Below are 19,602 nucleotides of genomic sequence, written 5' to 3' on the forward strand. Positions count from 1 at the left end.
GATGTTTGGCTTGAAAAAGAAAAAAAGAGTAGCAGATGAAATAGTCGCACCGGCCAATGGGCAATTAATTACTTTAGCTGCTTTGAAGGACGGAGTCTTCTCAAGTGGCATGATGGGGCAAGGTTATGCGGTGATTCCTAGCGACGGTCAAGTAGTCGCGCCCGTTAATGGTACCATTGTATCCATTTTTCCTACGAAGCACGCGATTACTCTAAAGGATCAGCAAGATCATGAAGTTTTATTACATTTAGGGATTGATACGGTCGAATTAAATGGTGCCCCTTTTGAGATTAAGGTGCAAGCCGGCCAAAGTGTGACAGCAGGCACAACTTTAGCACAGATGGATTTGGCCATGATTCAACAGCAGCAGAAAAATCCGAGTGTCATTGTTATCTTTACTAATTTAAAAGAAGAACAACTTCAATTGAATGACTTGCAAACAGTCAATGCAGGAGCTGTCGTGGCAACTTTGGAATAATTCTCATTAAAAAAAACTGTCAGTGAACACTTTTTACGGCGTTCACTGACAGTTTCTTATTTAAGCTATGTTTAACGTTCTGGTTCCTTGATTTTAGCTTTTTCTTCACGATACCAATTTTCCCACAATTGTGGTGTATTGAGTTGTTCCATCTCTAGTCCAGCATTCTTTAACAAGTCTTCCAACAAGGCGTTGATAATATCTGAATGTTGTTTGATTAAAACTGGAACAATATCTTTCATTCGAAAGCTGCGATCATGAGCAATAAAAGCATTTAATTCAGTGACATGATGATCGACATCATATTGAGAAATAACCTCTAAATCATCATCCTGAAAGTGATGTACGTAAAATTGTAAAAATGCAGCAACCGCTTTTTCACTATATGGCTGTGCCAAATATCTCATCCTCCTCTAATTACATACTTTAATCATGACACGAAAACTCTTGATTGTAAAATTAATTTTTTAACCGTTGTTGAAAAAAGGTGCGTAGAAAAATAATGACGCCCATTACTAACGCGATGATAATTTGTAATTGGTAAGTTCCGGTTAGTAAGTTGGGACTAAATTTAGGAACTAAATTGTTGAAAAATAAAGCGGATCCGGAAAATCCAAGACTGGTAATCGCGGAAAAACAGCCCATGACTAGGGGATAATGTTTGGCGGTGGCTAAGCCAGAGAGTAGATAAGGAACTGTCATTAAGGTAAGGGCACTGCCACTTCCAATTAAAAAGGTGGCAATGGCAATGCTAGTGGTGGTGTGCAGTCTTAGTAATAAAAAACCGCCGAGGGCGACTAGAAAGAAATTGGCCACTAAAAGATATTGTTTAAATAATTGGCGTACCCAACGGATAACAAGACCCATCACAATAGCAGCCAAGCCATCCAACATCATAATCCGGCCCGTTAAAGCGGGTGTTCCTAAATGGAAATGTTGAATATAAACAGCATTTTTATTATAGAGCACGGCTTCTAACGCAATCATGACGCTGGCCACAATCAAATAATAGATAATTGAGCCAAACTTAGTTTGAGTAACTTGAGTGTTTTCGTCTGTGTCTGCTTTTTGATCTGGACGTTTATTAGGTACGACAAAACTAATAATAATTAAAGCAATTGCTGCTAAAAAGAAAAGATAGTAAGCGTGTAGCCAATTGTGACTCGCTAACAGCCCACTAAAGAAGACCATCACCATTGATGAACCATTTTCTAAGGCCACAACGCTGCCGAGCATGGTGGCGAGTTGCTCACCTTGGAAGGTATAAGCTTGTAAACTAGGTAAGATGGTCGTGATCCCGCCGGTTCCTAGTCCTGCTAAAAAGCCCCAAAGCAATAATTGATTGACTGATTGATGAAAAAGAAGCGGTAATAAGCCGCCCAACGTTAAAATGCTAACACTAATTAAAGCAATTTGTTTAAAAGTCCAGCGGTCTAACAATTTACCAAAGACTAAAGCGGAAATCACAGCAGCGGCATCACCAATCGTGGCGATGGACTCTACAGCCGTACTATTGGCATGTGGAAAAGCTTGTCCAATGGCCGCAATAGCGGGCGAAGTTGATGATGATAGGCGCGCAATAATTGCTAGAATGACAATGCCGAGTAGCAGTTTTCTGGTTTTGTGATTGAACATAGAATAATAACCCTCAATATTTAAACATTTTTCATTAATTTTATAATATAAATTTGTGTTTGACTAGTTTCATGAGTTTCAGTTAGTATTCAGTTTTGCTCGCAGCTGGTTATAATTGTGCTTGCAAAACAAAAGCTTGCGTTTAACTACAATTAGACTTTTAAGTTAAAAAGCAAACTTCAAAGTCTAATCTAGGTTAGTACTCAGCTTTTATTCAGTTTTGCTCGCAGCTGGTTAATAAAAATTACTGTTTAGTTTTTGAACAATAGTGCCTGCAACTTGGTTAGCTTGCTGTAAAGTATCAGGCCACGATTTTTGCTGCATTAAACCAGCTAAGAGGCCGCCACAATGAGCATCACCAGCGCCGCTGGTATTTTGGATAGTTTTAATTTTTGGAGCAGGAACGCTTTGATAAGTTTGACCATCGTAAATGACGCACCCACGGGCACCTAACGTTACGATAACGGGTTGTTGGGTGACAGCAAAAACAGTCGCTAATTGTTGCTGGAGATCGGTGGTTTGGGGCGCCAAGGTCTGTAATTCAACTTGATTAGCGTGAACCATAGTTGGTAATTGCCAGAGTTTTTGTAAAGTAGCTTGTTCAATGGTGCCAATGCGTGGTGAGGTATCAAATAAAATTGGGGTGTGCGGGGCATGGGTCTGTAATTGGTGCAAAATTAGCTGAGCACAAGATGAATTTTCTAACTCATAGCCACTAAGATAGATATATTGGTAACTGGCCCAATCACAAGCCTGAAACCAATCTGCTTGCCACTGTAATTCAATTCCAGCAAAAGTTAAAAAGCTCCGTTCTCCATTAGGTTCAACTAAACATAAATCCCAGCCGTTGTCTTGGTGACCTCGTGCTGACAAAGGCTCAATGTGCCATTGCTGAAATTGCTGTTGAATAATTTGGGCAAATGGTCCTTGACCAAGCGGCACGAGTAAATCGCTGGCAATTTGTTGCTGTTGTAAAGCACTGTAAACATTGAGCGCACATCCCCCGACCGTGGTCTGAGGCGAACTAGCGCCGATATCGCTGCCAGAAGTCGGTAAACTAGATACTTGGGTCAGCAAATCCACTAAGGCAGCGCCGATAACTAAGACTTTAGGCTGCATTTTGTTTTCCTCCCTGGTTGAAGATCTGTTCAATGGCGATTAAGATTAAGGCTACTAAGGCGGCCACAAAGACACCTAGGCTATTATTTTTAAAAATACCGTAAGCAAAGGGTCCCTGCCAAACAGCATTATTAGTAAATAACAATCCGCTTACAGTAGCAATTAACCACGTTAGAATATTAAACCAGCGATATTTGGGAGCAGTTTGAGTTTGAATCAACTTGAGGTCATAGCCGTGTTGGCGTTTAAACAAAAAGTCACTTAAAAAGACGGCCAACCAAGTTACTAAACAAATACCTAAGAAATTTAAGAAAAGTTCGAAGTTACTTAAGAAGCCAGCAGAAAAGAATAAAACATAAATAGCAATTCCAAAAACGAGCAAACTATGAACAATTAAGGAACTCGATTGTTTGAGATTAATGCCAAAGGTTTGCAGATTAATCCGTGCGGAGCGAAAAGAAACCATACACTGGGGCACTAAACCGCCAGCGGCAATCAAGAAGTATAAGACACCCATCCAAGTTGGTAAGACGCTGTACATCACTTGGTAAGGATCGCTACTATTAGCCAAAGTTGGGGCACTAGTGCTTAAGAAAATCCCACCAATCATTAACACAAACAATGGCAAAGCACCGCCAAGGGTCGTCGACCAAAAAGTTTTATGCAAATTGGTTTGCGGTTGGACGTAAGCGCCCCAATCAGCAGCAGCCATAGACCAAGAAATGCCCGAACCCGCAGCAATGATGCTGACTGCAGGCAACCAACCTTTGATCCAAGAACCATGATGCATAGACCAGGCAGTTTGCCAATTGGTTTTTAATAAGAAGAAAATAAAAATTACAAAGGTTAAAATTCCAAAAATCCAACTTAGCCACGTTTGAATTTTGGCTAATAGGTCTTCTTTTAAAAAGCCGGATAAGACAATTAAACTGGTGAAAATCAACAGACAAATCAAAATGGTGACGGGATTTTTGGGTAAGTGCAAAGTCTGCAACATGGCAACGAATAATAAAGTTCCGGTAATAATATTAACGGCGAGCCAACCGACCATGTTAATCCACGCTACGATATTAGGAATTTTATTGCCATTAATACCAAACGGTGCGCGGCTCAGTTTAAAAGTCGTGATACCATTTTTTTGCCCAATCATGGCGATAAAACCCGGAAAAATAAAGGACAGAGAACCAATTAAAGCGGCTAAGACGGCTTGAAACATTGACAAATGGTAGCTAACAATAATGGCACCATAAACGAATCCCATAATACCAATGTTAGCGGCAAACCAATTATAAAATAAAGCTAGTGGTTTCAAGGTACGTTCTTTTTTTGGAATAATAATTTGTTCTTGTTTAGTCATGATTTACTCCTTATTGGCGAAACTGGTTAATTGCTTGTGCAATGCTCTGCAAATTATGCTGGGGATTTTGTTGATCAATCAGTTGAAGCCAGTTAGGAGGAATTGCCTCAACTCCTTGATAAGCGCCACAAATGGCGGTGGCCATGGCACCAATGGTATCGGTGTCGCCCCCTAAATTAGTGCAGAAGAGTGCACACTTTTGAACATCACGCCAATAATAAGCAATGGCAAACGCTGTGGGTACACTTTCCGAGAGCATTGTGCCGGTCCCCAGCACTTCATAGATTGCTTGGCGAAATTGCTGTGGTTGTTGCCGAAATTTTTGGGCCCAGTGTATGGCTAATTTAACACGCTGGTTGATGTTTGCCGCCCAAGTCGGAGCTCCTTGCTGAAACCCTAGAGCGCTAGTTTGCAACGCAAAATCAACAATTTGTTCCCAATCAGTGTAGACCATGGCCGCACTGACGGCACCAGCAATTAAGCACGCACCACTATAAGCAACATCACTCGAATGGGTAACCTGAGTAACTTGCACAACCAGTTGCACCAAATCATTTTGCTGATCAGGGGTAAATAAAGTACCAATCGGCGCAATTCGCATGGCGGCACCGTTGGTCAAAGCGGTGGCGGTCACAGAAGCTGTAGGTTGATGATGTAGCGCTAAAGTTAAGGCAGCTTTACTACTAGGTCCGAGAATATTATTTTCCCAAGCATTAACATCTTTTGCCCAGGCTAAAAGATGTTGGACTAAATTGTCCGTCTCGGGTTGCCAATTAGTTTGAATCAAAGATTCTAAAATAACTAAGGCTTGGTTAGTGTCATCGGTGTATTGCCCGCGTTGAAAATATTTGGCAATGTCGTTGTTGGCAGGACCGGCAACAAAATCACTAATTCCATTAGGGAAAGTGGCCTGGATTTGTTGTTGCGTCCAGAGTTCAGTGGGCATGCCTAGCGCATCACCGATCGCTTGACCATATAAAGTTCCTAAAATTTTATTATTGGAACGCAATGTTTTCTCCTTTATTGTTAAAAAATAACTAGCAACGTTAATCATTTTTAATGATAGTTTAAAATCGAACAAAAATAAATAGCCATTCAAGCGGACACTTGATTGACTAGGATGAAAAATAGCTATTAAAAATAAAATAATGTAATAATTATTGATGAATGTTGACTTAAGCAATTCATTTTTTTAAAATGGTCTAATCTTTGTAGTAAAATTAATCATATAATGTTGAGAAAAAGGAGTAATTAATATGAACTTTGACCAAGTTAATCAACGTAAAAATACGTATAGTATTAAGTGGGACGGTGCAAAAGATGTCTACGATAATCCCGATGTAATTCCCATGTGGATTGCAGATATGGACTTTCAATCACCCAAGGCCGTGGTTGAAGCAATTCAAAAACAAGCCGCGCAAGGAATTTATGGTTACAATGTGGAACCAAACATGACGGATATTCCCCAGGTAATTGCGCAGTGGTTGCAACAACAAAACAATTGGCAGATTGATCCAGATAATTTAGGCTATAGTGCTGGCGTAGTCAATGGATTGTCGCTGGCCATTCGCGGTTTAACTAACGAAGGTGATGCGATTATTACGCAAACGCCGTTGTACGGTCACTTTAAAATTGCAGTGGAGGAGAGCAAACGCCGATTAATCACTAATCCTTTGAAAAAGACTATGCAGGGTTATCAAATTGACTGGGCGGATTTTGAAGATAAGATCAAAGCTAACCAGGTCAAAATGGCGATTTTATGTAATCCGCATAATCCAACCGGGCGGGTCTGGACAACGGCGGAATTGAAAAATTTTGTCCAAATTTGTCAGAAGTACCACGTGATTATTTTATCTGATGATATTCATAGTGATTTGATTTTACCCGGCAATCATTATGCGCCATTGGCTACAGTTTGTCCTGAATATCAAGATCACATTATTACTTTTAAGTCACCTTCCAAAACGTTTAACTTGGCAGGTTTACAATTTGCCTATTACTACACTACAAATGAAGCTTATCAAACAGCAATGCAACAAGTAGCAGCGTATGCTTCGAATCCGGATTTACCGACAGCGTTTGCTTTGCCCGCTTTAAAAGCTGCTTATACGAACGGTCAAGACTGGTTGAGTGAGTTATTGCGTTATTTAGCAGCCAATTTACAGTTTTTGACGACGCAAATTGAAGAACAAACGCCAGCTAAGGTAACGCGCAGTCAAGCCACTTATTTATCTTGGATTGATGTCAGTTATTTAAAGGTTTCTGAACAAGAATTACAACAAGCTTTAGATCAAGGTGGCGTTGGTGTCCAAACGAACAGTGAGTTTGGTTTAACTGACGCTGATGGGCTGTTTATTCGCTTGAATTTTGCTACTTCCAGAGCCACGTTAGAACAAGGTGTGCAACGCCTGATCAAAGTTCTGCAAGCTTTGGCCAAATAGTTGCGGTTAATTAGTTAGTAATCTGAGTGCAGTACTAAAGTTTTTGGTGCTGACACTTTTCACAAATGCCCAAGACTTCCACATGAAAGGAGTCAATTTGGGCATTTTTTAGTTGCTGTAAAGCTACTTCAAAATCGGGTAAGGGAATTTCATAAGCGCGACCACAAATTTGGCAAATGAAGTGGCTATGTTCCTTGGTAGTGAAGTCACACTGGAATTTCACGCGCAAGCCATTGGTGAACATTTTAGTTTCAACGATCGCCAAGTTTTGCATTTCTTTGACATTACGATAAATGGTTTCATGACTCATTTTTGGAAAAGTTGCTCGTAAGTGTTGATCTAATTGGGCTAAGGAAATGTAGTAATTGCTGTGTTGAACTAAATATTCTAATAAGCTGCGGCGCTGCTTGGTGAGTTTGAGATGATTGTCTTGTAGAATTTGAAAAGCTAGTTGTAATGGTTCCATTGAATTACTCCTAGATAATAATTATGTTGCTCAAAATTATGTAGTGGCTTTCTCAAACGCTTTAATTATAGCATACAGCTAATAGTGAATGGTTTGTTCAAGTTGGCAATAAAAACAGCAGTTGATACCTAACGAGGTAGATAACTAAAGGCAGAGTGGCACTTTAGAAAAGCACATTGCTAGGATTGAACTGCTGAATGAATTTGGTCGCAAATTGGTTTACAAAGAATTGGTTAAAGACCAGGTGATCTTGCCACTGTAGGTGCCAGGATTAGTACCTTTGACTGCATTGAGTTGCCATCTTCCTTCATTAACTAGACTAGTTAAATCAGTTAAATGATCATAATAGCCATGTAAGTCACTATTAGATCCTGAGCTTGGTCCAATGGTTGTGACAGTAGTGCCGCTATTAAGCACGGGTGAATATTGATAGAACAAGATAGAATTTTGGTCGGAATTAATACTGGAGTTATCAGTACTATTTATGAGCCGATTAGCACCAGTATTGTCGTAAGCGACTCGCAATGCGATGCCATTATCAGTACTCTTTTGAAAATAACTGTTCACCAATAACTTACCACTAGTGGATTTATTGGGCATCAATTTGCCAGAAGTTAATACTGTGCCAAAATCCAGGTTTAAAGGAACCTTAGTGAAATAGGCAAAATTTTGGCGTGTAACGGTCACCGTTTGCGGATCAGATGGAATTTGATGTCCGGATGCTAAAGTGCCGGAAACATCTGCCGTATGTTGAACGGATTGGTAACTACTACTGTGCGTACCATCAGGAGAGTTACCAGAGATACCAGTAATTGTTAGGCGCAAGTGATCGCCAGCTTTAAACGGTTCACCATTGCGTTTAGTCACGGTGACTTTGGTGGGCCAATTCGCCGTTGTATGATCAGTTTGAAAAGTTGTTTTTAAATTATCGGAATTGCCGTCAACATCTGCCAACGCATAATTATCAAATGTTAAACCCGAACTACACCTAGTAGTAAAAGTTAATGTCGAAACAGTATCGGTACTATCTGACGAAATTGCATAATCCATATAAAAATCAATTTGATCACCAGGAATGTAATAATTAGGTGGTAAAGTTCGATTAAGTTTTTGGGCAGTTCGGTCTAAAGCGCTGTGTGTTAAAGTTGCAGAAAATTTACTATTAATAACTGGAATGGTCAAAGCTGTTCCTTGACAAGTTGAGCTAGGCTGTTGATCAACTTTTTGATCGATAATGGTTGTCTGAGGGCTCATAGTCAGTGTTTTACCATTAGCGGAATCATTGATTGTTCCTGTAAAAGTGACGGTTGCTATTTGATTATACGCTATCTTCAAAGCATCATTGGCCCCGAATTTCACACTATTAGTAGCAGGATTGTAACTTACTGCTTTAGTTCTGCCATCAGGATTAGTTAGTTGAAAACTTCCTGAAGTCACATCAATACCAGTGGGAACAATATTGGTGATATTGGTTACCTGATATTCACTACCATTACCACTATTACCGAGAGTAACGGTAAATTTTAATTGATTTTGCGTATAATTGTTGCCATCATTTATGGTTTGATTCACCCAGGTTTCTTGTAAAAAGGGTTTTGAAGGAAAATCTTGGGCTACTGTTAAGTTAATTGCTGAACCATAACAATAACTGCTGGGATTATCATCAACTTGCTGTTCGACAATTAACATATTAGGCGTAGTAGACAGTGTTTGCCCATCAGTGGAATTAGCAATTTTGCCAGTGAAAGTTAGTGTGGCAGTTTGATTATACTTCAGATCAATGGCATCACTACTATTTAATACAATACCGCGATTGGCAGCATTGTAACTCACGGTTTTCTTACTGCCGTTAGGCGTGGTTAGTTGGAAACTTCCTGAGTCTACATCAATTCCTGTGGGAACAATATTAGCGATATTGGTAGTTTTGTATTCACTATTGCTCCCTTTATTACCGAGAGTAACGGTAAAGTTAATTTGGTTCTGCGGATAATTTTTGCCATCAGTGCGTGTTTGATTGCTCCAAAGTTCTTGTAAAGATGGAGTTGAATAAATACTTCTCGCAACGGGAATGGTAATTGCATCTGTGGAGAAGTTGTGACTGGTATGGTCACTTAATTGTTGTTCCATATAGTTAGCTTGCGGAGTGGTGGTTAAAGTTGTTCCATTAGCTGAATTAGCAATGGTACCCGTGAATGTTAGCGTCGCAGTTTGATTGTCTTTTAAGTCAATTGCATCAGCAGTGCTTAATACAACGCCATGATTGGCAGCATTATAACTAACAGCTTTGCTACTGCCATTAACACTGAGACGTAAAGAAGATGAATCAACGTTAATACCGGTGGGGACTAAATTAGTTAAATTAGTCGTTTTATATTCACTGTTTTGCCCATCATTACCCAATTGCACGGTAAATTTGATTTGATCATTCGGATTATTTTTACCGGTACTGCGTGTTTGATTACTCCAACTTTCCTTTAGCCAAGGCTTCGAGTAGGAGCTAGCATTAATACCCAGTTCGACAGCGTAGTGCTTAGTTTGACCCACAGGTAGGTTGGATTGATTAGGCCACAGCAAAGCATAGGCCGAATCGGGATATAAGTACTTAGTAGTATAGCTGATCGGAAGCAAGTTGACGCCAGCACCATAATGAGCTGTTTCTTGTCCAGTTGCGTTAGCAAAAGTAGACCCCTTAAAAAGGCGAGTATTAACAGGAGCACCTGTTTCATAATCATTTTTAGAACTAGTTCCAGAGGCATTCACCGTTAAATAATCTTGAAAGTATTCTGCGATCCAACGATTGGGACCATCTTTAATATCAGTGTTGATATTTAAACGATGATAGGGAGATTTGATATACATACCACGATTATTACCTAAGGCATAAATGGGTACGTGATCATTATCATAAGCATTATTATTATTTGAAGAGCTTTCTAATTCGGTATCTTCTTCGTTAGCAACCGTATAACTTTGGGGAGCTGTTGAAATATTTTTGACGTAAAATTCTTGTGCGACGTTACCATTAGAATAACGCGATGGCCGTAAAACTTCTTCAACCTCTAAATTATTGGAATTCAAATAACCCATGATTTTAACAGCTTGGACAGTACCTTGCGCATTTTTGGAAATAAAATAAGTAGCATTTTTCATTGCATAAATAGATCCAGATGGACAATACGAAGAGTTACTATCTAGGACGGTATAGTCTAAACTTGAGCTTGGTCCTATGTCACCACTACCATAGAAGGCTTGAATTTTGCTAGAACCATCTTGTAAAAAAATATTAGCTTCGCGATAATAAGCATTTAGGTTATAAAAGCTCGTATCACTCCAATCACCAAAGGTAAAGCCCATGTTGACGGATTTTCCTTGACTAATAATGGGTGTTGTTTGACCAAGATATCGGTTTTTGTAAGAAGTCAGCCAAGATAAACCATCATTAATGTCGGTAGCTTGGGGGGTATTATCTTGAGTACTTACCTGAATAGCTGGTGCTTGAAAGGCTTGAGCGTTCGGCAAAGTAACCGGTCCTACTATTTTCGTTAAGGATTGAGGACCACTAGTTGGATTGACTTGCGCCTTGACGATAGTTATTTGGATGTTACTTACTACTTCGCCAAAAAGTAGCAGCACAATTATTTTAAATACTTTTAAAAGAAAGTTTTTGCGAATATTCATGATTGGCAGCACCCTTTTACTAATTAAAAACGATTTTTAACAAAATGATATTTAATTATTTTTGGTAACATTATTTTAAATAACTAAAAACTTATTTTAAAATTAGGGCAAAATTTCACAAGGGTATTTTAACATCTTTCTCAGAAAATACCAATTTAAATTTAGTTAGATTCATTGAGGTCTGATTTGTTACATAATTAGGAAGAAGTTAGAGCTTAGTGATTGGTTAGACGACTAAAATAAAGTATGATACAATCTAAAAAGTAATTATTACTATTTAGCTAATACTAATTTATGTAGTGGAGGAATTACTTTGATGAAGGTTCAACAGCGGCGATGGTTGTGGCTGATTTTAGTTTTGACTTTGTTCATCGTTACTGGTTGTCAAAAGCCAGATTCACAGCCGCAAGCGACACAGCAAAAACTGCAGATTGTTACTTCTACGCCGACTTATGCTCAGTTAGCTCGACAAATTGCTGGTTCCCATGCCAAGGTTCAATCGTTAATTACTAATCCCAATGCTGATCCGCACGATTTTGAACCGACAACGCAGGATGCTAAAACTGCCAGTCAAGCAAACATTGCCGTGTATAATGGCTTAGGCTATGACAGTTGGATGGATAAATTATTGGTAGATAACCAGCAAGTGCAAGCCATTAATGTGGGGCAAGTGATGCACAAGTCGCTCGGAGCTAATCCGCACATTTGGTATGACCCGCAGGCTTTAGCACAAACGTCCGTGGTATTAACCAAAAAGTTGAGTCACCAATTACCACAATATCGGCATAATTTTGAGCGCAATCAAACCCGCTATTTAAAAACCTTAGCACCTCTACAAACCCAGTTACACCAAATTAAAGCACAACGCACTAAAAAGTTAGTGGCGGTCAGTGAACCCGTCTTTAATTACTCGTTACACCAAATGGGATATCAAGTAGCTAATAAACAGTTTGCTAAAGCCATTGAAGAAGGTTCTGATCCGACTCCTCAAGCTGTGCAAGAGTTACAGCGGTTAATTACCGAACACAAAATTGCTTTTTTTGTTGTTAATCAACAAACAACCAATACGGTGGTTGATAATTTAGTTCAATTAGCGCAGAAACATCATGTTCCGATTGTCAAAGTAACTGAAACTCAGCCAGCGCATTTAACTTACCAAGAGTGGATGCAGCGGCAATATCGTCAAGTTCAAAAAATTGAGGCGCAAGCACATGAATAAAGTTTTGATTCAAGCAGATCAACTAAGTGTTCAGTTTGAACAAAAAATTGTTTTTCAAAATCTATCTTTTGCGATTACGCAAGGAGATTTTTTTTGTATTACTGGTCCGAATGGTTCGGGCAAAACCACCTTATTACGCGTGATTTTAAAACAATTATTGCCAACTAAAGGACAGTTAATTGAACGTATTAGTTTAAACCAAATTGGTTATGTTCCGCAATTTCGTAATTTGGATGAAGATTACCCTTTAGCAGCTAAGGATTTTGTTACCCTAAAGCTCAGTCATTCTTTGCGTCCGTGGTTGACGACTCAAGAAAAGAGCCAAGTGCAGACTGCTTTAACACGGGTGCATTTACTGAAAAAGCAAACATTACGGATGGGGCAAATGTCCGGTGGTGAGAAGCAACGCGCTTATTTAGCTCAAGCAATTGTGGATCAACCGCAATTACTAATTCTGGATGAACCCACGGCGAGTTTAGATCAACAAGCTAAGTTTGAAGTAATGGATGTAGTTGAAGAGTTGAATCACCAAGGCACGACCGTTATCTTTATTACTCATGATCCGGAATTACTACAGCATTACGGTCAAGCTAAACGCTTAGAATTACAAGGACGTGATTAGAATGTTTCAGTATGAATTTATGCAAAATGCGTTTATCGTCGCCACCATCATTTCATTATTATGTGGGATTATTGGCGTTTTTGTGACTGCCAAAAAATTATCTTTCTTAACGCACACGATGTCTGAAATTGGTTTTTCGGGGGCTAGTTTTGGCTTATGGCTCAATTGGAGTCCTTTAAATGGCATGCTCTGTTTTACAGTTTTGAGTGCACTGATTGCGGGTTGCTTTAATAAAACCAAGGCCTTGAAGGGCACCATTATTAGTTTGATTTCCGCTTTTTTTATGGGTCTAGGAGTTTTGTTTTTGTCGATTTCCAAAGCCAGCTCTTCTTATGCCACCAATATTTTATTTGGTAGTATTGTGGGCATCAGTACGCACGATGTACACCAAATTTTACTCATTGCCATTATCGAATGTGTTGTTTTATTGTTGATTTATCGACGGTTAAAATTTGATGCCTTTGATCCAGTCGGGGCTCAAAATAGTGTGCGACTGAGTTGGTTAATTAATTTAGTTTTTTTGGTGATGATGTCGTTAACGATTAGTATTGTGTCGCAAATTGTCGGCTCACTGTTAGTCTTTGCATTATTAACTTTGCCAGCAGCAACGGCGCAATTCTTTGGCAAGTCGGTACACAGTTTAATCATGATAAGCATTGTTTTAGCCTTAATGGGAACGTGGTTGGGTTTAATGCTCGGTTATTGGACCAATTTACCGGTGACCTTTTTTATTACTACTATTGAAACCATCTTGTATCTGGGCGCCGCTTTGTATCATAAAGTAGTGCGTAATTAAATTGAACGGTCAAGAAAGAGGTAGGGACAATAAAATTAATGTTCAGGGTGAACATTAGTTAATTAAACGATTTGTGTCCCAGCCGCTTTCTTTTTTTATGGTTAAAATTATGATTTAGTTCGTACTTGCCAATGACGGTAAATTTTCATGCCGACATAAAGGGGAACGCCTAAGAGTAATGCACCTAAGCCTAACAATAGTTGGTGATGAGGGACTCGCGTTAGTAACCAGCAACTAACGCCAATAGCCAGTAAGGGAATAAAGGGTCCACCTTTTAATTTAAACTGTTGAGCGGTTAAGGTTTTGGTTTTAGCAAAAACTAAAACGGCCAGACAAGTTGGCAGATATTGAGCAAAACGCGAAACGGCACTAATTTGTGCCAACAAGTTGAAGGATCCTTGCCAAGTAATGATTAAAGTCAAGGCAGTGCCAATTATGATGGCCAACACTGGCGCTTGGTGATGGTTGCGCCAATTTAACCAATGTGGCAGGCTACCATCAGCTGCTAAAGCAACGGCCGCGCGCGGTGTGACAAAACTCGAAGTGATTAGAACCCCGAGCATAGACAGCAGAGTCCCACTAGCCATTACGGCTTGTCCCCACGAACCGGTAACTTGGTGTGCAGCTTGTTGTAGCGGTACGGCAACTTGGGATAATTGAGCTCCCAAAATGCCCGTAGCCACGATTTGAATGAGTAAATAAATACTAGTAACGCAACCGATCACGACGATAATAGCCCGCGGTAAATTCTTTTGGACGTGCTGCATCTCTCCAGCAGCTAAGACCATACTTTCAAAGCCGGTACAGGCATAAAACATGGTCACTGCTGCTGGCGCAAAATTTTGCATGAGCTTTTGTGAAGCGGGCCATTGAGTGTGCAAATTAGTCCCGTGGATAAAAAAGCTACCCACGACAATAAAAAGGATTAAGGGGATTAATTTAGCTAATGAACTACAATTAATCAACATTTTGGAAACTTTCACACCGCCAATGTTTAATAAAGCTAAAGTGATAATCAGGAGGGTAACAATAATCTTTGGGTGCAAAATAGTGGGAAAGATTGCTTGAAGTTCGGTGGCTAAAGCAGCACCCATAGTTGCTTGAGCAATAATGCAAATGGCCCAAGTCATAAAGCCGACTTCAAACCCCACAAAATTGCCAAAGGCACTTTTGGCATACAAATAAGCGCCGCCATCTTCATGAAAGTAAGTCGCCGCTTGGGCGAAACAAAGGGCAAGACTGATGACTAAAAAGGCGTCAAAAATAATGACTAAAAAGCTACCATTGCCGACCAAATGAGCGATTTGTTGTGGCAGTAGAAAAATTCCAGAACCAATGATGCCATTAACGCCAAGTAAAACAATACTGAAAAATCCTAATTTGTGTTGTTGCATGGGGCCACATTCCTCTCAATTATTATTGTCATAAGTTGAGTATAACGAAGTGCATTAGTTTCAGTTAGGATTTTGATTGGTCAAAATAAGTTTAAAACTTGGATTGATGAAATGATTGCTAGTTAGATAATTAATTATTTGTTTTAACTGCACAGCAATTTCTGCTGTTTTGTATTAAAATAAATCTAGAGCTTTCATTATTTTGTAGGAATTTAATTGAAGGAACTTAATTTAATGAAGAAAAAAAATTCATCGCATTTTTCTAAGCGTCATTTTCAAACTTCCATTTTACCTAAATTAACTCCTGAACAAGCAGCGGCTGCCAACGATCACCCTGATACCAGTTCTACTTCTGACAATGCCTCAGAATTGGTAACAGCTCAGAGTATTTACCGCATGTCCAGTTTGGTTTATAGTGCTGATTATCAGCCCTTTCAAATTAAAACTGCACGGACAGTGCGGCAAGAATTATTAGCTAAGGATTGGAGTGAACAGGCGATTGCGGGAGTATTAGGCAATATGTCTGTTGTCAGCCAGTTGCAAGTTAATCTGCAAAATCAAGGTTATGGTTTGTTGCAGTGGACCAAATTAGCGGAACTAGCGGGTTGGTGTCAGCACCAGCACTTGGATTATCAAACGGTTGTAGGGCAGTGTGCCTTTTTAAATTACGAATTACAAATCAGTCAACATTTTCAACCATCAACCATTTATGAAATGACGGGGGTGCAATATATTCAAAGTACTGCCAAACCAGAAGTTTTAGCGGAGGTTTTTGCAAAGAGCTATCGGGGAGTAGCGCCTACTTTGCAACTGCAACGTGGGACACAAGCTCAGTATTGGTATCATTATTTACAACAACCTCAAAACGAAACAGCAGCTGTTCCACGTAATTATACGGTCAATCAAGTTACTCCGATTCGCTTGCAACCTGATGAAGATGGCATGATTGTAGGTGAGTACGCGGCTGGTGAAACAATTAATTATGTTAATACGGAACAAATTGCCGGCCAAACTTGGCTGGTTTATTACAATCCCCGGGGGCAAAAGTGTTATGTATTAATCCCCAGTCAAGCAGCAGCTAATCAAACACCAGTGCAACATGAACCACCACGTCACGCCTATACTTTATTAAAGAAGACGATTGTCTACGATCAGCCCGAAATTACGGCCAAAAAAATTGGAACGCTAGCGGCAGGCAAAGTCATTCATTATGAAAAACAACTCACGAATAGTGCGGGTGATTGGTTAGCTTATCGTTCCGCGTCAAAAGATTTGCGTTACTTATTAATTGCATCGAAACGCATCATTAATACTAGCGGCGAATACCATATTTTAAAAGCGATCCCAGTTTATGATCAACCCAATTCGCAGGCGGATACGATTGGTCAATTGCCGGAACATACGCTGATTAAATATCAACGCAAATTTTATCAAAATGATCATTGGTGGTTAGAATATCGCAGTGCTTCGGGGAATCTCTGCTATTTATTATTACCTGAACCAACGGCAGATACGAATGTTTTGCAAACCTATGTGGTGCAGACTTTATCGAGTATTCATCTAACGCCGAGTTTGCAAAGCAAGATTTTAGGTCATTATAATCCTGGCGAAACGGTGCATTATTTTAAAACCGTCAGTGCTGAAGGCTATACGTGGCTAGTGATTAATGCGGCTGATGGTAGTTGGAATTATGTGCCCAAATTAAATTAAATCTACTATATTAATAGAAGCTGAGACAAAAATTAGTAGATTGTTGACAAAAAATAATTATTAAGTTTAGAAGGACAGGAAGAAAAATCTACAATATCTCTAGCATTTTTTGCGGGGACTGTTGCGAAGTCACTTTCATTTTGCTGGAGGTGACTTTTTTTGTACAATAAAAAGGATTAATGAGCAGATAGAAATTTTAAAAAAGGTTCGTCCGAATTTGGATGAACCTTTTTTATGTGACTCAAACTATATCTAATAGGATTGCCTTATCACTTGATCTAATTCATGAGGTGTTCACATGTGCCAGTACTAATGAGCTGTAAAGTATCGTCTAGGCTAATATCTACCATGTTTTGGACCGCTACATTAGTATAAAAACCCACGTGAGGGGTGATAATGACATTATCCATGGCCTGCAAGATTTCTAATTGTTTGCTTGGTAATGGTTTGTTACGTAAATCAAAGTTAAAGAATTTTTCTTCACCAGAAACAGCATCCAAAGCAGCACCTGCTAAGCGCTTTTCTTGTAGAGCAGCAATCAAAGCATCGTTGTCAACGACTGGTCCACGGCATTCATTGATTAAATAGGCCGTCGGTTTCATTAATTTGAGCTCGGGAGCATCAATCAAGTCCTCGGAGGTGGGGTTTAAGTCCACATGTAAGCATAATACATCGGCTTCTTGCAGTACTTCTGTTTTCGTTTTGAAAGTTAAAATCGAATCCAACTCATGATTAGGTTTGGTATCATAAGCAATTACCTGGGCGCCCAGCAAATTAAATAATTTTGCGGACGTGCCACCAATCCGACCGGCACCGATAATTCCGATGGTTAAAGTGTGAATCTCTGTTCCTTGTAGACCGGCCCAGCGGTAATCTTGTTGAGCAACTCGTTGATCAACCAACTCTTGCTTTCGAATTAAACGTAAAGTATGGGCGAGCGTTAGCTCAGCGACGGAGCGGGGCGAATAAGCAGGAACGTTGCTAACTTGGAGTCCATTTTGTTTAGCTAATACTAAATCAATGACATCAACGCCAGCGGTGCGGGTAGTGATTTGCTGAAGGCCCGCGGCCTTCAAAGCGGGATAAACACTGGATTCAATGGGACTGCGTTGTTGAATAACTAAACCATCATAATCTTTCACTAAGTCAATCGTCTCCGGATGGAGTTCTTGATCAGACATTGTCACTTGGACTTCTGGATGGCGTTCTTGCCAATTGTTAATTGCCTTTTTTTCATCGTCACGAACACTCAATAATAAAATTTTCATTAGTTTTCTCCTTTAGCTTGTCGTTGTTGTTGTACATAGTTAGTTAAGTTTTGCATACCCGTTTTGATGGTGTCTAAACTTGTTGCATAGCTGAAGCGTAAGTAATGTTCACCACCAGGACCAAAATAAGAGCCGGGTACCGCAGCTACGAGTCCATTTTGAGCCAGATCATAAGCAAAGGCTTCATCGTCTTGATTAAGATCGGGCGCAATTTTGGTAAAGACATAAAATGCTCCATTCGGTTGCGCGCAAGTGAAACCTAATTGTTGTAAGTGCTCAATTAAGTAGTCCCGGCGTTTTTGATACTCAACCTTCATAGCTAAAGCGTCATCCAAACCGTTAGCCAAGGCTTCGTAAGCGGCATCTTGTGTGACAGTAGCAGTCGTCGTAATTGTGAACTGATGGATCTTGCTCAATTCATCAGTGATTTTTTGCGGCGCAGCCATGATGCCAATCCGCCAGCCGGTCATGGCATGGGACTTCGAAACCCCCGTAATTAAGATCGTTTGCTGTGGCAATTCATTGACGATCGAAGCGTGCTCGTGATCATAATTTAGTTCGCTGTAAATCTCATCAGACAAGACAAAAATTGGTTGATCTTTCAGAACTTCCGCTAAAGCGTGTAGTTCTGCTTGAGTGTAAGTTACGCCGGAAGGGTTCGCCGGTGAATTTAAGACGAGCATGCGCACGTTGGGATTTTGTGCTAAAGTTTGGCGCAATAAATCCGGAGTTAACTTAAAGCCGGTTGCAGCAGTATTAACGAGGACTGGTTGTCCGCCAGTAATGGTGACATCGGCAATGTAGAGTGGAAAAGTCGGTGTGGGAATGATCACTTGTTCGCCAGGATTTAACACGGAAACAATAGCCGTATAAATGGCTTCGGTAGCCCCTTCGGTAATAATAATTTCACCCGGTTCAAAGTGTTGTTGGTATTTAGTAGCTAAGAAGTTAACCGCTGCTTGTTGTAGTTCCTTGGTGCCGTTAGACGGAGCATAGTGGCTGCGATTAGCATTGATACTGTCAATGGCCGCTTGCTTAATATGTTCCGGAGTATCAAAATCCGGTTCACCTACCGTAAAATTAGTGATGTTGGGAATTTTTTGTGCAAAGGTGGAAAAAGCTAAAATAGCAGATGGCTTCACCTGGGCCAAATTGTGATTTAAATAGTCTGTCATGTCCATTAGGATTCATTCCTCTCTTAATAATGCCAAATAAAAAGCCTAGCAGTTGTTATCTCACTGCTAGACTCAAAAAATTTCAATTTAATTTTGATATCGGCCTAGCAGTTTCAATTTTACCTGCAAGGCCTGATGGGCTAATCTCAAATAAGCCTTCATTTCTCGCGGGTGCGAACAGTTCAGTGTTTGCACTCGCCAGTATTGGAGATTGCAAACACTACCTAAAGAAACGAAAGTTATA

The 19,602-nt window shown here is 39.9% G+C and carries 16 protein-coding genes; 6 read left to right on the top strand and 10 right to left on the bottom strand.

Going from position 1 to position 19,602, the window contains the following annotated elements; translation table 11 throughout:
• Position 1: 1 nt before the first annotated feature.
• Positions 2-478, top strand: coding sequence for a PTS sugar transporter subunit IIA (locus AC3B5S_RS05460; protein WP_489790166.1), 477 nt, complete (start codon positions 2-4; stop codon positions 476-478).
• A 71-nt stretch (positions 479-549) separates the two neighbouring features.
• Here the strand turns inward: AC3B5S_RS05460 and AC3B5S_RS05465 are convergent, their stop codons facing one another.
• The 5 genes from AC3B5S_RS05465 to AC3B5S_RS05485 all read right to left on the bottom strand — a co-directional run bounded on the left by AC3B5S_RS05465 (position 550) and on the right by AC3B5S_RS05485 (position 5,598).
• Positions 550-876 (bottom strand): hypothetical protein, encoded by a 327-nt coding sequence (locus tag AC3B5S_RS05465; protein ID WP_489756705.1) that lies wholly within the window; start codon positions 874-876, stop codon positions 550-552.
• Between the two features lie 61 nt (positions 877-937).
• Positions 938-2,113: an MFS transporter gene (locus AC3B5S_RS05470; RefSeq protein WP_489790167.1), complete on the bottom strand. Its 1,176-nt coding sequence runs from the start codon at positions 2,111-2,113 to the stop codon at positions 938-940.
• A gap of 234 nt (positions 2,114-2,347) precedes the next feature.
• Positions 2,348-3,232 carry a PfkB family carbohydrate kinase gene (locus AC3B5S_RS05475; RefSeq protein WP_489790168.1) on the bottom strand — a complete coding sequence of 295 codons (885 nt, stop codon included), beginning with the start codon at positions 3,230-3,232 and terminating at the stop codon, positions 2,348-2,350.
• A complete protein-coding gene (locus AC3B5S_RS05480; protein ID WP_489756703.1) occupies positions 3,222-4,589 on the bottom strand; it encodes a purine-cytosine permease family protein in 1,368 nt (455 codons plus the stop codon). The genes AC3B5S_RS05475 and AC3B5S_RS05480 overlap by 11 nt, the downstream gene beginning before the upstream one ends.
• A 10-nt stretch (positions 4,590-4,599) precedes the next feature.
• Positions 4,600-5,598: an ADP-ribosylglycohydrolase family protein gene (locus tag AC3B5S_RS05485; RefSeq protein ID WP_489769471.1), complete on the bottom strand. Its 999-nt coding sequence runs from the start codon at positions 5,596-5,598 to the stop codon at positions 4,600-4,602.
• Between the two features lie 247 nt (positions 5,599-5,845).
• Between AC3B5S_RS05485 and AC3B5S_RS05490 the strand changes: the two genes are divergently transcribed.
• The gene (locus tag AC3B5S_RS05490; RefSeq protein WP_489756701.1) at positions 5,846-7,030 is read left to right on the top strand and encodes a MalY/PatB family protein; all 1,185 of its coding nucleotides are present in this window, start codon (positions 5,846-5,848) and stop codon (positions 7,028-7,030) included.
• Between the two features lie 34 nt (positions 7,031-7,064).
• On the opposite strand, the gene AC3B5S_RS05495 is transcribed toward AC3B5S_RS05490, so the two are convergent.
• Positions 7,065-7,496 (bottom strand): Fur family transcriptional regulator, encoded by a 432-nt coding sequence (locus tag AC3B5S_RS05495; protein WP_489756700.1) that lies wholly within the window; start codon positions 7,494-7,496, stop codon positions 7,065-7,067.
• 219 nt (positions 7,497-7,715) lie between these two features.
• Entirely contained in the window at positions 7,716-11,174 is a 3,459-nt protein-coding gene (locus tag AC3B5S_RS05500) for a hypothetical protein (RefSeq protein WP_489775098.1), read from the bottom strand.
• A gap of 316 nt (positions 11,175-11,490) precedes the next feature.
• Between AC3B5S_RS05500 and AC3B5S_RS05505 the strand changes: the two genes are divergently transcribed.
• From AC3B5S_RS05505 to AC3B5S_RS05515, 3 genes are read left to right on the top strand one after another with little or no spacing between them, the layout of a single operon-like run.
• Positions 11,491-12,393: a metal ABC transporter solute-binding protein, Zn/Mn family gene (locus tag AC3B5S_RS05505; protein ID WP_489775099.1), complete on the top strand. Its 903-nt coding sequence runs from the start codon at positions 11,491-11,493 to the stop codon at positions 12,391-12,393.
• Positions 12,386-13,015 carry a metal ABC transporter ATP-binding protein gene (locus AC3B5S_RS05510; protein WP_489775100.1) on the top strand — a complete coding sequence of 210 codons (630 nt, stop codon included), beginning with the start codon at positions 12,386-12,388 and terminating at the stop codon, positions 13,013-13,015. The genes AC3B5S_RS05505 and AC3B5S_RS05510 overlap by 8 nt, the downstream gene beginning before the upstream one ends.
• Before the next feature lies 1 nt (position 13,016).
• Entirely contained in the window at positions 13,017-13,811 is a 795-nt protein-coding gene (locus AC3B5S_RS05515) for a metal ABC transporter permease (protein ID WP_489756697.1), read from the top strand.
• Between the two features lie 107 nt (positions 13,812-13,918).
• Here the strand turns inward: AC3B5S_RS05515 and AC3B5S_RS05520 are convergent, their stop codons facing one another.
• Positions 13,919-15,205, bottom strand: coding sequence for an APC family permease (locus AC3B5S_RS05520; RefSeq protein ID WP_489769475.1), 1,287 nt, complete (start codon positions 15,203-15,205; stop codon positions 13,919-13,921).
• A gap of 234 nt (positions 15,206-15,439) precedes the next feature.
• On the opposite strand from AC3B5S_RS05520, the gene AC3B5S_RS05525 reads away from it, so the two are divergent.
• Positions 15,440-16,915, top strand: a complete 1,476-nt coding sequence (locus AC3B5S_RS05525) for a phage tail tip lysozyme (RefSeq protein ID WP_489769476.1) — start codon at positions 15,440-15,442, stop codon at positions 16,913-16,915.
• A 278-nt stretch (positions 16,916-17,193) separates the two neighbouring features.
• Here the strand turns inward: AC3B5S_RS05525 and AC3B5S_RS05530 are convergent, their stop codons facing one another.
• Positions 17,194-18,183 (bottom strand): D-2-hydroxyacid dehydrogenase, encoded by a 990-nt coding sequence (locus AC3B5S_RS05530; RefSeq protein ID WP_489790169.1) that lies wholly within the window; start codon positions 18,181-18,183, stop codon positions 17,194-17,196.
• The gene (locus AC3B5S_RS05535) at positions 18,183-19,364 is read right to left on the bottom strand and encodes an aminotransferase class I/II-fold pyridoxal phosphate-dependent enzyme (protein WP_489790170.1); all 1,182 of its coding nucleotides are present in this window, start codon (positions 19,362-19,364) and stop codon (positions 18,183-18,185) included. Before AC3B5S_RS05535 ends, AC3B5S_RS05530 begins: the two co-directional genes overlap by 1 nt.
• Positions 19,365-19,602 lie beyond the last annotated feature (238 nt).

The sequence above is a fragment of the Bombilactobacillus sp. ESL1094 genome, from assembly GCF_058107425.1.